The sequence below is a fragment of the Ferrimonas sp. YFM genome (assembly GCF_030296015.1).
GTDB lineage: Bacteria > Pseudomonadota > Gammaproteobacteria > Enterobacterales > Shewanellaceae > Ferrimonas.
Window position 1 is genome coordinate 2281079 of sequence record NZ_AP027368.1, and the last position, 14687, is coordinate 2295765.

At 57.7% G+C, this 14687-nt stretch carries 10 protein-coding genes; 5 read left to right on the plus strand and 5 right to left on the minus strand.

Annotated features, from left to right (window positions below; genetic code table 11):
- Positions 1 to 215: 215 nt before the first annotated feature.
- Positions 216 to 1418, plus strand: a complete 1203-nt coding sequence (gene trpB / locus QUE41_RS10645; RefSeq protein ID WP_286342847.1) for a tryptophan synthase subunit beta — start codon at positions 216 to 218, stop codon at positions 1416 to 1418.
- 20 nt (positions 1419 to 1438) lie between these two features.
- Here trpB and QUE41_RS10650 read toward each other — a convergent pair whose 3' ends face one another.
- A complete protein-coding gene (locus tag QUE41_RS10650) occupies positions 1439 to 3931 on the minus strand; it encodes a cation:proton antiporter domain-containing protein (RefSeq protein ID WP_286342848.1) in 2493 nt (830 codons plus the stop codon).
- A 109-nt stretch (positions 3932 to 4040) separates the two neighbouring features.
- Positions 4041 to 6014 carry an alkyl/aryl-sulfatase gene (locus tag QUE41_RS10655; protein WP_286342849.1) on the minus strand — a complete coding sequence of 658 codons (1974 nt, stop codon included), beginning with the start codon at positions 6012 to 6014 and terminating at the stop codon, positions 4041 to 4043.
- 137 nt (positions 6015 to 6151) lie between these two features.
- Between QUE41_RS10655 and QUE41_RS10660 the strand changes: the two genes are divergently transcribed.
- On the plus strand, positions 6152 to 7099 hold the full coding sequence (locus tag QUE41_RS10660) for a helix-turn-helix domain-containing protein (RefSeq protein ID WP_286342850.1): 948 nt from the start codon (positions 6152 to 6154) through the stop codon (positions 7097 to 7099).
- On the opposite strand, the gene QUE41_RS10665 is transcribed toward QUE41_RS10660, so the two are convergent.
- On the minus strand, positions 7096 to 7911 hold the full coding sequence (locus QUE41_RS10665) for a hypothetical protein (protein WP_286342851.1): 816 nt from the start codon (positions 7909 to 7911) through the stop codon (positions 7096 to 7098). The two genes, QUE41_RS10660 and QUE41_RS10665, sit on opposite strands and share 4 nt — an antisense overlap.
- A gap of 177 nt (positions 7912 to 8088) precedes the next feature.
- Between QUE41_RS10665 and QUE41_RS10670 the strand changes: the two genes are divergently transcribed.
- Complete coding sequence (locus QUE41_RS10670) at positions 8089 to 8898, plus strand: hypothetical protein (protein ID WP_286342852.1); 810 nt, start codon at positions 8089 to 8091, stop codon at positions 8896 to 8898.
- Between the two features lie 115 nt (positions 8899 to 9013).
- Here QUE41_RS10670 and QUE41_RS10675 read toward each other — a convergent pair whose 3' ends face one another.
- Positions 9014 to 9646, minus strand: a complete 633-nt coding sequence (locus QUE41_RS10675; protein ID WP_286342853.1) for a trimeric intracellular cation channel family protein — start codon at positions 9644 to 9646, stop codon at positions 9014 to 9016.
- Positions 9647 to 9851: 205 nt separating this feature from the next.
- Here QUE41_RS10675 and QUE41_RS10680 point away from each other — a divergent pair, with 205 nt between their 5' ends.
- Complete coding sequence (locus QUE41_RS10680) at positions 9852 to 11054, plus strand: cation:proton antiporter (RefSeq protein WP_286342854.1); 1203 nt, start codon at positions 9852 to 9854, stop codon at positions 11052 to 11054.
- 57 nt (positions 11055 to 11111) lie between these two features.
- Positions 11112 to 13148: an OPT family oligopeptide transporter gene (locus QUE41_RS10685; RefSeq protein WP_286342855.1), complete on the plus strand. Its 2037-nt coding sequence runs from the start codon at positions 11112 to 11114 to the stop codon at positions 13146 to 13148.
- A gap of 502 nt (positions 13149 to 13650) precedes the next feature.
- Here QUE41_RS10685 and QUE41_RS10690 read toward each other — a convergent pair.
- Positions 13651 to 14115 carry a DUF2846 domain-containing protein gene (locus tag QUE41_RS10690; protein WP_286342856.1) on the minus strand — a complete coding sequence of 155 codons (465 nt, stop codon included), beginning with the start codon at positions 14113 to 14115 and terminating at the stop codon, positions 13651 to 13653.
- Positions 14116 to 14687: the final 572 nt, after the last annotated feature.

Genomic DNA, 14687 nt, shown 5'->3' on the forward strand with positions numbered 1-14687 from the left:
TCGCCGCCACGCCCCCTGAATCTCGCTCACGCCGCAGTGCCGGCCAAACAGCGACTGTAGCCATTTCGTTACACCTTAAATCAGCGCTAATACTTTAGTTTTATCAGGCTCATGTATTGCTGAAATTACGCTTGGAATGAAATGGTTACACTGTTATGGTTCGGCAACAGCCATTGGGGTTCACCCACAGAACAGAAGTAGTGCAGGAGCAGGAAATGAGTCGCTTTGAATTTGCCCCCATGCCCGATGAACAGGGCTTCTTTGGTCCCTTCGGCGGACAGATCATCCCACCGGACCTGAAACAGGTGATGGATGAGATTAATCTGGCCTACGAGGAGATCCGTCAGACCGACGCGTTTCAACAGGAGCTGATGCAGCTGTTCCAGGACTACGTGGGCCGTCCCAGCCCCATTTATCATGCCCAGCGCCTGAGCGATCAGCTCGGTGGCGCCCAAATCTACCTGAAGCGGGAAGATCTGAACCACACCGGTGCCCATAAGATTAACCACTGCCTTGGCGAAGCCCTGCTGGCCAAGTACATGGGCAAGAAGAAGGTGATCGCCGAAACCGGTGCCGGTCAGCACGGCGTTGCCCTGGCAACCGCTTGTGCCCTGGTGGGGATCCCCTGTGAGATCCACATGGGGCAGGTGGACATCGAGAAGGAACACCCCAACGTCACCAAGATGAAGATCCTCGGCTGCGATCTGGTTCCGGTGACTCAGGGCACCGCGACCCTTAAGGACGCCGTCGACAGCGCCTTTGTGGCTTACATGGAGAACCCCAGAGACTACATCTATGCCATTGGCTCTGTGGTTGGTCCCCATCCGTTTCCCAAGATGGTGCGCGACTTTCAAAGCATCATCGGCCGCGAAGCACGCCAACAGTTCCAGGAGCGTCATCAGCAGCTGCCCGATGTGATCTCCGCCTGTGTCGGTGGCGGCTCCAACGCCATCGGTCTGTTTACCGCCTTCCTCGGCGATGACGATGTGCGCATCGTTGGAGTGGAGCCTGCCGGCAAGGGGCTGGATACCCCGGATCACTCCGCCACCCTGACCCTGGGTACCCCGGGAGAGCTTCACGGCTTCAAGTGCTATGTGCTGCAGGACGAATCCGGTGAGCCTCTGCCGGTTCACTCCATTGCGTCTGGCCTGGACTACCCAGGTGTGGGGCCTCAGCACTGCTACCTGAAGGAGCTGGAGCGGGTAGAGTACGACACTGTGACCGACAAGGAGTGTCTGGAAGCCTTTATGACCCTCTCCCGGGTAGAGGGGATCATTCCTGCCCTGGAAAGTGCTCACGCCGTAGCCTGGGCCATGAGAGAAGCCACACGCCTGCCCAAGGATCAGAAGATTTTGGTGAATCTCTCCGGTCGAGGCGACAAAGACGCCGATTATGTGGCTGAGAAACTCGGCCTGTAACCAGCACCCAAAGAGCGGCCTTAACCCGGGCCGCTCTTGTCCTCATCCACTCCGGGGCGCGTCAGCTCCATCTGCAACTGCTCGGACAACAGGCCCATCAGGGTTTCATCCTGAGTCATCAGCTTTTTAACCAGCTGCACCTCCAGCCAGCCGATTTTACACAGGTTCCGCCCCCGGTAGCTGGCCTGAGCCTGGCCACTTTCCAGGACAGATAACGCCACCATCTCACCGGGCGTCAGTATCTTGAGCCTGGTGGACCCGGCCATTCGCCAGCGCGCCTCGACACTGCCCTCGACCACCACACCAATGCTACCCAGTTCCGTTCCCGCCTCGAGAATGAGGTCGCCGTCGCCGTAGCTGGTGATCACCAAGGCGTCGTGCAGCGCCTTGCGGCTGGACTCCCTGCAGCGCCTGGCCCAGGGAAACAGCTTAAGGGGGCGCTCTGCGTCCGGCTGTTCCATCATCGAGGTTCTTTGCAGCTTGTGCATGCGTCCCTCAACAGCCTCGAGCAATTTTTGCGCCTCGGGTTCGGCCAGAACCGCCATGCCCATCTGCCGGCGTATCACGGTGCGCTCCCGGTTTAGCAGCAGCCGACTGGCCGCTTGCGTTTCCAGGGCCTGAACCAGTTCAGGGTGACGGTCCCGAATCTGATGGATGTGCTGCTCTGCCAGAGACAGGTTCTGCTCCACCTCGACAGCCAGTCTCTGCGCCAGAGCCGTGTCCGGCGCCAGCTCCCGTATGTGGGATTTCAGATCCACCTGCGCTTCCATAAACCCTCTGGCCAGGTCGTAACCCAGAGCCAGGTGACGGTAGAGCTGGCTGTTGGCCCAGGGACGAAGCAGAGGGAATCTCCTTCCCCAACTGAGCCACAGCGGGGTCATCCACAAGGGCTGCAATGAGGTCCTGGGACCGATCTCTGCATCGCCATCCAGGGCGTGTTCGACCAGTTGAACCAATAACTGGGTCGAGCGTCGGCCCAGGGTACCCTTGTCAAACTGTGCCCAGTAACTCTGCCGCTCTGTCTCCAGCAGCCGCCTGCGACACGCCAGTCCCAGGGCAGATGGGGCAGCTAAGTGGCTTTCTTCATCCACAGTGCGTTCCTGCAGCAGGATGTTGCGTTTCACCTGGCGCCAGTTGGCCCGGCTCAGGAAGGGGTGGGTCATCAGGTTGGGCAGCAACTGATGCAGCTCATCGGTCACAATACCCTTAACCCTGTCCACCGTAGCTTGTTTGGCCGCAGGCAATTGGTTGAGCCCCAGCATGCCGAGCAGGTGCCCCATGGTGCTGCCGTTGATCACTATGGTCAGCACCACGGTGCCGGCACACAAAAACAGGATCTGATCCGCCACCTCTCTGGGCAGAAGTTGATCCACGGCAATGGTCAGGGCCAGAGCCAGGGACACGGCGCCGCGCAGTCCTCCCCAGAGCAGCACCAGGGCCTTCTCCCGGGTCAGCCCTATCCCTATTCGTCTCAGCAGGGGCAGGAATGCACCTATGGTGATGCCGCGAATGACCAGCAGCGCCGGATAGAGCAACAGCAGGGACCACCAGAGATCCGGCTGATCCAGAGGTACCCGGGCAGCGATGAGAATCCCCACCAGCAGGAAGATCACCGTGTTGGCCATATGGGCCATCACCTCCCAAAAGTGATGAAGAAAACCGGCCACTTCAGGAGAGATTCGGGTCCTGCCGGTACCGGCAAAGACCAGGGCCAGGGTCACCAGAGCCACCACCCCGGACAGGTGCAGACGCTCGGCTATGAAGAACACCAGATAGGCCGCTACCACGGACAGGGTGATCTCTATGATGGGGTCGTTAAACACCTTTCCCACCCAGGCGACGGTAATCACACCGGTGACGGCACCCACCAGCAGCCCCCCGGCCACCACCCAGATAAAATCCAGCACCACATTCAGGGGTGACACGCTGGCCGCGCCGCTGATCGCCATGGAGTAGAACAGGGAAAACAGCACAATGGCGGTGCCATCATTGAGCAGGGACTCCCCCTCAATGAGGGTTTCCAGGCGCTTGCGGGAGCTGACCTCTTTCAGCAGAGCCACCACCGCTACAGGATCGGTGGCACTGATGAGGGCACCGAACAACAGGCACAGCGCCCAGCTCCATTCCCAGGGAAACCACTGCCAGGCCAGCAACGCGGTGAGCAGGGTGGCCATAATCAGCCCAGGAATGGCCAGCAGGGCGATCTGCGGCGCCATGCGCCGGAACAGGTGAACCTCCAGGGAGAAGGCACTTTCAAAGATCAAGGTCGGCAGGAACAGATAGAGGATCACTTCAGGGGTGATGTCACTGACCAGGGCCAGACTCTGGGTAAGCATAGGCGCAGAATCAGTGATCAGTCCGGCGCGTTGCACCATCCCCAGCAGCAGGCCGATGATCAGCAGCACCACGGTGTAGGGGACAGGCAAGCCTTTGAGGCCGTGGCGAACCAATGCCCCAACCAACAGGGAAAGAATCAGGAATAGCAGGGCCAGTAAGGCCAACTCGAACGGCATCGACAGCGACCGACGACAAGCTTTCCCTAACTATAGGAGTTAAATCAAGGGAGGTGGCCCCCAAAAACCTAGGCGGCCACCTCAAGGGGTCTGGCTGATGATATGTCGTCTAAGGCGTCACAATGTTAAACCAGAATTCGAAGCTGTCCAGCATGGCAAAGAAGCTGTCGAACGCCTGCTTGTTGCCCTCAATCTTCACCTCGCCACTGCGTACCGCATCATCGAAGGAGAGCTGGCCCAACTGGATTTTGGTCAGGGTCTCCTTGGTCAGGGTGGCACTGGCGTTGGCGTTTTCTGAAGGGCGGCTGGAGTAGTTGAGGACCGAATTCTCCACGGTCAGGCCATACTGCTCATCAATGTCAGTGAAGCTCAGATTCAATGCCAGGGTTTTACCCTCAGCCTTCTCCGGCAGCAGGCGCACCCCAAGGTAGTCGAACAGCATGGTCACTGGCATGTTGGCGATGATGTCCGGTGAGGCGGTTTCCAGGGCCATGCCTTTGGGCAGGCCGTTTCGCAGTTCATAGGCGCCCTGAAGGTAGACAGAGCGCCAGGGACCGGACTCCGCCTGATAACCCAGCTGCTCGTAGCTGTCGGCCAGCAACAGTCGGGCGTCCCTGTTCTTAGGATCGGCAAACACCAGATGCTTCAGCACCTCGGCGGTCCAGCGATACTCACCCTTGTCAAAGTCCTTACGCACCTTGCGCATCAATTTGCGCTTGCCGCCCATGTAATCGACGTATTTCTTGGCGGCCTGCTCCGGAGGCAGGTTGTTCAGATCCGACGGGTTGCCTGTGTACCAGCCCATGTAACGCTGATACACGGCGCGGCTGTTGTGGCGCAGGGTGCCGTAGTAGCCCCGGGTGGCCCAGTTGTTTTCCAGAGAGGCGGGCAGGGCGATCATCTCGGAGATCTCCTCACCTGTGTAGCCCTTGTTCATCAGTCGCACCGATTGATCATGGATGAACTTGTAGATGTCCCGCTGCTTCTTCAGGTAATCGACGATCTTCTCCGTGCCCCACACCGGCCAGTGGTGGGATTGGAATTTTACCGTGGCCTGGTCTCCCCACATCTCGATGGTTTCATTGAGGTAGGCCGCCCAAATCAGGGGATCCCGCACCTTGGCGCCTCGTAACGTCAGCACATTGTGCATGGTGTTGGTGGAGTTCTCCGCCATCCACAGCGCCTTCATCTTTGGGAAATAGGTGTTCATCTCAGTGGGCGCTTCGGTGCCCGGGGTAAACTGGAACACCATCTTGACCCCATCCACCGTCATCTGTTGACCTGTTTCGGTGATGTAGTCTGTGGGGGCGATCAGGCTGCCCTGACCGGTTGAGGTGGTCTGGCCCAGGCCGCCGTTCACCCCGCCCTGAGCGTTTCTGGGCAGCATGGCGCCGTACATGAATACCGCGCGCCGGCCCATGGCGTTGCCGGCAATCACGTTTTCGGACACCGCATGCTCGGTAAATCCTTCTGAGGCGATGATCTTCACCTTGCCTGATTTCACATCCTTCTCATCGACAATGCCACGCACGCCGCCAAAATGATCCAGGTGGCTGTGGCTGTAGATAACGGCGGTCACCGGGCGGTCGCCGAACTGCTTGTCGACCAACGCCTTGGAGGCGGCAGCCGTCTCCGGGGAGATCAGAGGATCAAACACAATCCAGCCTTTTTTGCCCCGCACAAAGGTGATGTTGGACAGATCATAGCCCCGCACCTGGTAGATGCCGTCCATCACCTCATAGAGGCCATACTCCATGTTCAGTTGAGCGTTGCGCCACAAGCTGGGGTTCACCGTATCCGGTGATGCCTTATCCAGTCCGATGTAACCCTTGTACTGCTCCAGATCCCACACCACGTCGCCATTGGCATTCTTGATGGTTAGGGTGTCCGGCCGGGCCAGCAAACCGCGACTGGCGTTGTCGAAATCCTCTCTATCACTGAAAGGCAGGGTTTTCAGAACCTTGGCGTTCGCCTCCTGGGTATATTTGGTGGCGGGTTTTGCGGATACCTGATCCTCTGCCATGGCGGACAGCGGCGAGAGCAACAGCGTACTCAGCCCCATCATCACAAGGGTATGTCTCATACTTAGATCCTTTAAGTCGGCACAAGCCGTCGATTTTTGTTAGCGCTTGGGTAAGGCACAGACTAAAGCCATATGGTGCTTTTGGGTGATTGACAGTCTGCGACACTTCACCGGTAAATAGTCACCAGGGACTGTTAATGAAACGTTATCAGCAGCGGGTGGGACAGAGTATGCAGATTCCGCAAAGCGGCAGGAGACAGTTGATCACCTCGGAGTTTTCCGAGCTGGCCCGGTTTCAGGCCGGCAAGCGCAGACAGTATCAACAGCTCAAGCCCGGGCGACTTCAGGCCGGATACTTGGAAAGCAACGGTCGTGGGGTCCAGATCTTTCGCGAGACCCTCTCCATCAGCGCCAGAATTGAGGCGCAGCCCGGTGAACAGAGGCTGCCTTTTGCCGTCATTCTGCCTCACTCCGGTGAGTTTCGTTTCTGTGGTCAGACCCGTCAGGGCCCTCAACTGGTTCAGGCAGTGGGTGGCCAATGGGACATTAGCTTTCAAGAGAGGCTGGATTACCTGTGCATTGCCCTGGACAGGGAAGTGTTCCTGCAAAGCGCTGTGCCCAGACTGGGCGTCGAGGCGGAGGATCTTAGTCTGAACCTGGGGCTTCAGGCTTGCCGGCCCTCAGAGCTGGCCCAATTTGCCATTGAGCTGCGTCAGCTGTTGGACCAGCCTTCCGAGTCGCTTCAGCATCAGGGGGTGGAAGCACTGGTAAAGGTGTTGGCGGGGCGATGCCAACCGGCCAGTCTGGTTCGCTCCCCGGCACGCCGTATTGAGGGGGCCCGAAGGGTGATGGCCTATCTGGAAGAGTACGCCAGGGAGTTACCTGATATGGCGAGGCTGTGCCAGATAGCCGGCATGAGTGAGCGCAGCCTGGAGTATGGGTTTCGAGACAGTATCGGGGTTTCCCCCAACCACTACCTAAAGCTGGTCAGGCTCAACGGCGCCAGAGGGGAGCTGCTGACAGGGCAGGGAAGCGTAGCCGCCATCGCCATGAATTGGGGGTTTCTGGAGCTGGGACGTTTTGCCGGTGAGTACCGTCGTCACTTTGGCGAACTGCCCTCGCAAACACTCAGAGGCGCGACCTAGCTTATCAAGCGCCGTTTCGACGCCACGTAGGCGCCAAGCAGGGGCAACTGGGTGCAAAAGCAGATGGCCGTCATCAGTACCACCTCCTGAGCCAGTCCCAGAATCAGCGCCAGATAGGTGGCCAAAGCCAGGTTTCGACAGGGAAATTCCACCACCACCGCCACGCTCTCGTCCCGGTTCAAGCCGGCCGTCACAGCGGTCAGCTTGCCAAGCCCCATAGCGCCCAAGGTGAACAGGGTACAGCCCAGCCACATCTGAACACCCCAGTCCCGGGCCAACCCATGATGGTCGATGATCAGTTTGGCCACGACCACAATCAGACCAATGCCGATGGCAAACTCCAGATAGGGCCTGACTTTGCCGGCCCAGGCAGGGTATTGTCTCGCGGCGGCGACGCCCAACAGCAGGGGAGCCAACAGAAAAAACAGCAGTTGCCCTGTGGCGGTGAACGCCAGAGCCGAGTCGATGGGGGAGAGCACAAGGGAAGCCAGGATGGCCAGTGCCACGAACAACAGGCCCGACAGCGTCGTCAGGGTCACGGACAGCAGCACCGCGCCTTTGGCCAGGTGGGTGTAGAAGTTCGATACAGTGCCACCTGGGCACAAGGCGATAACCACCAGGGCAAGCAGCAAGGGCTCGGCCATTCCCATCAGGCCGCCAATGAGCAGCACCAACAGAGGCAGCAACAGTTGCGCGCCCACCAAAGCCGCCGTTTTCCCCGTCCGCATCTTGAGATCTTGCCGTTCAGTCACCAGGCCACTGCCCACCACCAACATCATGGCGAACACCAGAATCGAGATGGCGGTCTGCATAGTGACTCCGGCAATCTGAACAGAACTTCAACTTAGCGAATGTTGCCCTTATGGAACAGTCCCCTGTCTGCTTATGGACTGCCTCATCTGAGCCATCATCATAGACATCTCAAGCACAAAGAGTCGTCGAGGCTGTGATATAAAGGGTCATTGTTCAGAGAGATATCGGCCCAAATCATGTTTGATGCAATCTGGAGAGAGGGTGAACAGCAGCACCTTTACTCCATCATCAGCTTTGAGGCGCTCAGCGTTGAGGAGCGGGAGTCCAAGCGGCAAAAACTGTTTTGTCCTGAGTGTCATCAACCTGCGTTTTACCGCAAAGCCAGCAGTCATGGTCGTTCCGCCTGCTTTGGTTCCCGCTACCACACCCAGGAATGCACCCTGGAGCGGCGCACTGCACAGCGGGAAAAAGAGGAGAAGGACGCCAAGGAGGTGGATCGACTGCTGGACCAAGCGGTCACCCCGTTCAGCTTTGAGGAGTCCCCCAAAGGCAAGGCTGATAAACCGGCGAGCACCGGCAACACCAGGGCCTCGTCAACCACAGCCAAGGCAGGCAAGCCTAAGCCCTTAACCCTGACCAAGGCGTTGCACAGCCTGCTCAGAGACAGTGACCTGGGCAGCAGTGATGCCCTTATCGAGCTGGATAAGGGGTATCAGTTCAAGGCCAAAAACCTGTTTGTGCCCTTTTCCGAGGCGAAGGCTGCCGACAGCGCCAAAGAGGCCAGGCCCAAGATGTTCTGGGGGACGCTGTCTCATTCGGACAAAGAGATGCAGTGGCTGAACCCTGCAGGCTGCCAGGACGTGGGCATCCCCATTCGCCGTTACCGGGACCAGCTGCTGCAACGTTTTGGCATTGAGGAGCGCGAACAGTTGGAGGGGGCCGGCATCATCCTGTTCGGCAAATGCTACTGGAATCAAGCGAAGACCAGAAAGATCATCGAGCTGTGGAACAAGGATCGCATCCACCTCTCCCTGGTGGTGGATTAAAAAAGGCGCCACATGGCGCCTTTCTTAGGCCGTGCTCATCTTGGGCACAATGTCCACCCCAAGGCGTGAGCGGCTGGATGCCGGCGCAAAAACATTTGGCAAATGTCAGCACGCCCTAATGCGCAGTCTGCTCCTGGTAATCGAAGGTGGGCACCGACCAGTGAAAACGGATGGCCAGAAGTCGCAGGCTAAATCCCAGAGGCAGGCAGACGGCCAACTTCACCCACTCGGACAGGTCTGCCAGGGTCAGGCCCATATACAGGGCGGCGGTGGTCAGGGACACCAGTGCGTAGAGCTCTTTCTGAAACACCAGAGGTACCCTCTGGCAGAACAGATCCCGAAGAATTCCACCAAAGATACCGGTTATCAGGCCGGAGGCGATGGCGATCACCGGCGTGTGGCCGAGCGACAGGGCTTTCTGGACGCCGATGATGGAGAACACCGCCAGTCCCAAGGCATCCAGAGTCAGAAACAACCGGGTCAGGTAGCGCATTACCGGGGCACAGGCCACGGTCAACAGCGCGGTTATCGCAATGGCCACCAGATATTGGGGCTGGGCCACCCAGATCAGCGGATAACCCCCAAGCAGGACATCCCTAACCGTGCCGCCACCGATGGCGGTGACACAAGCCACCATCACCACACCGAACAGGTCCATGCGGTTGCGGCCCGCTGCCAGGGCACCGGTGATCGCTTCGGTGAGCACACCAACCAACCACAGCACCAGAATCAATTGCATTTCAGTCACCCGCGACACTCCCGGTGGTTAATGAATCAGGGTAGGGCGAAGGATTGTGACAAAGGACGAAAGCCCTTGGAAATGAAACAAAAGAGGGATCGGATTAGCGCGATTTATGCCATGTTGCCGGGCCGTTGCACTGGTTGCAACCTTAGGCACAACAGGTAATTCGACTAACTTAAGAGGATGACATTCAGGTAAACAGGAGACGCCGATGCTGACCACCTTGGGACAGGTGCTGTCCCTGGTTACCCTGGCACTGGCGGGGCTGGTCGTTGCCAAAGCGTTCAGATTGGAGTCGACTCTGGCGTGTCTGCTGGTGGGCTTCGTTGCCGGCCAGGGGCTGGGCGTCTTCTCTCTGGATACCGGTATAAGAGCGCATAACCTCAAGGATCTGGTGTTCTTTATCGTACTGCCGGTATTGATCTTCGAAGCGGCCTGGCACCTGAAACCTGAGCAACTGAGGCAATGGCTGGCTCCGGTGCTGACCTTGGCGACTCTGGGCATGGTCATCAACATGTTGATCATTGGTGCTTTGACCTATTGGGGGTTAGGCCATCCTCAGGGGTTTCCCTGGCTGGCTGCGCTGCTGACCGGGGCCATATTGGCCGCCACCGACCCGGTCGCAGTGATTAGTCAGTTGAAGAGTCAGCGAGCGCCGGAGGCCCTGACCACCCTGTTTGAGGGTGAGAGTCTGTTTAACGACGCCAGCGCCGTGGTGCTGTTCAGCCTGCTGCTGGGGTTTGCCTTGCGGGGTGGAGGCAGTGTTGCCGTCTCCGATCTTGTCACCTTCCTAAAGGTGTTTTTCGGAGGCCTGGCACTGGGCGCGCTGCTTGGTTGGCTGGCAGCCATAGTCTGCGGTTTCCTGGGCCGTCCCGACGTCACCATGTTGATCATGGTAACCCTGGCTTTTTCCAGTTTCTATCTGGCCGAACATGGGCTGCACCTGTCCGGTATTCTGGCGGTGATGGCCAGTGCCCTGGTGCTTAGGTGGCGGCTTAAGGAAACAACCAACGTCAGCCTTGAGTCCATTATGCTGGGTTGGAGCTGGTTGGGGCTGACCTTCATGTCGCTGCTGTTTGTCATCATGGGGCTGGTGATCACCCTGGAGATGTTCAGCGAGCGCTGGCTGGCGATGGCCATTGCCATCGTTGCCGCCCTGACCGGCCGCCTGGTGGCGGTCGCCGGCTGCGCCCTGTTGTTGAAACCAGTTCAGCCCCTGAGCCTGGCCTGGCAGGGACTGCTGGTGTGGGGCGGGCTCAGGGGGGCCATTGCCATCGCCCTGGTGCTGTCACTGCCGACCGAGTTGCCCTACTGGTGGACCATACAGTCCATGGTGTTCGGTGTGGTGTTGTTCAGTCTGTTGATCCAGGGCACCACCAATGGCCTGCTTCTGCGTAAACTCAAGCAGCCTTAGTGCGTTTTGACCACAGTCTGCTAGCTTGGAATAAGGGAAGAGTCTGGATGAGCACCCATGAATCAACCGCTTCCGCCTCCCATTGTCGGTCCGCAGCAGCAACTGGATGAGATCACCTTCAAAGCCCTGGTGTTGGGCATGCTGTTGTCTGTGTTACTGGCCGCGGCCAATGCCTACATCGGCCTGCTGGTGGGGATGACGGTCTCCGCCTCCATTCCTGCCGCAGCGGCTTCTTTGGGCATCCTGCGCCTGTTTCGCCGCTCCAACATCCTGGAAAACAACATGGTCCAAACCTCGGCGTCTGCCGGGGAGTCGTTGGTGGCAGGCATCATCTTCACCATCCCGGCGCTGGTGATGATGCAGGCCTGGCACGGTTACCTCTACTGGCCCATGGTGTCCATCGCCATCGTCGGCGGCATTCTGGGCGTTGCCTTTACCATCCCATTAAGGCGGGCGCTGATTGTCGAGGCCAGACTCAGTTACCCGGAGGGGCTGGCCACCGCCGAGGTGTTGAAGACCGGTGGGGTGGCTACCGACAAAGATAAGCCGACACAACAACCGGATCTGCCCACTTCAGGCATCAAGCTTCTGGCCCAGGCGGGCACCCTGGGCGCCATCTACAAGCTGTTGGAGTCTGGATTCGGTCTGTTTGCCGGCGGCATTGGCATGGTCCGTCACTGGCTTGGGGGCAGCTACCTGTTCAGTGGCGGCATCACCCTGAGTCCGGCGCTGATTGGCGTGGGCTACATCGTCGGCATCAACATCGCGGTATTGGTGTTTCTCGGCGGGGTTATCGGTACCCTCATCGGAGTCCCACTGAACTGGCTATTGAACAAGGAAGCGGTATTGCTCTCAGCCGGCCTGAGCCAGGCACTGACCGTCGAGCAGATAACTGACCAGCAGTGGCGCAGCATCGCCGCTGCTGCCTGGCAAAAGTGTCGCTATATTGGCGTCGGCGCCATGATGGTCGGCGGCCTCTGGTCTCTGGTCGCGCTGGCAAAACCCCTTACCCGCGGCATTCGCGCTTCACTCAAGGCCTATCGCCATAGTCGCACCACCATAGACCAGGCATTTCCCAGGACAGAAGCGGACACGCCGTTCTCCATAGTGCTGCTGGTGGTGGTCGCTGCCATCATTCCTCTTTACTCCATCTTCTACATCGCCATGACCGACTACGAACACAAGCTGATGGTGGCGGCACTGATGACAGTGCTGATGCTGGTGCTCGGCTTCCTGTTTGCCTCGGTAGCCGGTTACATGGCCGGGCTGGTGGGCAGTTCCAACAACCCCATCTCCGGGGTCACCATAGCTACGGTGATCACCTCTGCGCTGATTCTGGTGAATATCGTCGGCAAAGAGGGACCCGGCGCCATGCTTGGGCCCATTGCAGTGATCTATCTGGCGGCCCTTATCTGCTCGGCCGCCGCCATTGCCGGGGACAACATGCAGGATCTGAAGTGTGGTCATCTTGTGGGGGCCACCCCCTGGCGTCAGCAACTGTTCCAGGTCGTCGGGGTCGTGGCGGCGGCCCTGGTGATCCCTTTGATACTCAGCGTGCTGGATGCGGGCTACGGCATCGGTCGTCCCCTCGAGGGCGGCTCAGAGGATCGGGTTCTTGCCGCCCCCCAGGCCGGGCTGATGATGGCCTTGGCCCAGGGCATCTTCGGCCAGGGGATCGAGTGGAACTTCATCTATATGGGGTTCGCTCTGGCGGTGGTGCTCATCGCCCTGGATCTGTATCAGGAGAGGCGTGGCGCCAGATTCCGATTCCCGGTCCTGGCAGTCGCCGTGGGGATCTATTTGCCTCTGGGGCTGTCGGTCCCCATCTTCGTCGGTGGTCTGTTGGCAGCCGCGGTCGCCAAACAACAACAGGGCGAAAGTGGCCAGTATGACAACAACCGAGGGGTCTTGTTGGCTTCGGGGCTGATCACCGGCGAGGCGCTGATGGGGGTGGGCATTGCCCTCTATATCGCCTTTATTGGATCGCCACTACCCACCTGGCGCCTGGGGGGCGTGCTGGGATTTTCAGCCATCATCCTGATCTGTCTCTATCTGCTGAAGCAGACCAGTAAAACCCGCCCCGATCAGGCCTAAGCTGGAAGCCAGTACAGAATCACCATGCCGATGCAGACGACGGCCAGCAGGCCGGGGTAGTGAACCCGTCTTGATGCCAACAAACGATCGCCGAGAGTAGGAGGGTGGCAGTGGGTACAGCGGCCATAGTGAGAGGGGATTGGCCTCTGGCATTTTGAACATTGCCTCATAAACCGTCCTTGATTTTCAGGCACACTCCTGTGTGCAACACGTTTAAAAGTAGCACCTCAACACGTATCACAAAACGATATGGATCAAAGGATTAGATGATCAGTTTGGGCTAAGAGGCAAGGTAGGATATTTAAATGCCATGACTGTTTTGGGAGAATTACAGCTTAACGTTTATGCCTGTAGATGTACTCACTGCTACAGTCGCTGCTCTTTCCTGCATAATTCTGCCAGTCGCATACAATGACTAAGGTAAGATTCGCGAACAACAACTCGCTTTGACTAGAGTGTCCGCAATAGCCTCCGCGGACACCCTGATACTTAGTTTACGGATCTAAGACTTTTTACTGCACTTGCCTTGCTTTGCAAGTTTAAGCGGAGCTACTTCTTTCTTACCTGTTTCCTCATCAACCAGCTCAACGCCGGCACCGCCGACAAATACTCCCATCTTGATGTACTGGCGAACGAAGTAGTTTTTGCCGCTTTCAGTTTCAATCATCAAGTCATTGGGAGAGAACTCAGACTCGGTAGAGACCTTATGCTCCTTATTTCCGTCGATCTCCTTAAAGAAGAACATGTTTGGAGCTGTCTCACCCATACACTCTCCATCCACCCAGACATCTTTCTTCAGCGCGGCACCAAATGCACCGGAACGGAATACATAGAGGCCTGCTTTGCCTTCAGAAGGCGCCGAAAACTCTTTCGCCTTGTTTGACAGCTCTGAGTTTTCCATCGGGACGCTGGCACAACCAGCAAAAAGCAGAGAGCATGCAGCAAGAGCTATAATTCGTTTAGACATTGGGGCATTCCTTTTCTTATATTCACTTCAGTTACGACAACGGAAGAAAACACAATGACTGTTACATCCCCCGCTGCCAAAGACAGGGCGATTACGCCTAAACCGCCCAAATAACCTGTCCATCGGTAAACTGATATCACGACTTCAGTCGCCACCAGGTCTAGTGCCAACCGACTGAAAGGCATTGACAATTTACACTCGAGGATGACTTTTTGGAATGGTCAATGTCTCACAGCCCATGCAGCGATCAGCCCGAATAGATGTGTTTTTGAAGAGGGTAAAAATAATATGCAACCATTGTTTAAAGGCCGACTTTAGCTCATCGAATAAATTCTAAGCTAACGCATGGATGATTAGGGCAATAATTGGCCAGTTGAGTGGGTGTTTGCCTAGCCCGTTTATTCAAACATGTGCAGAGGTAATTATCGCAGGCCGGTGACACTTTCATAGGCAATCCAAAAGCGACTGAACAGGATTCCTCACAAGATTTTTTCCAATTGAGCATGCAAACCGGTAAAAGAGATAGTTACCTTGTCCAATTTGCCCTTACTCGGGCAACGGCCATACTGAAG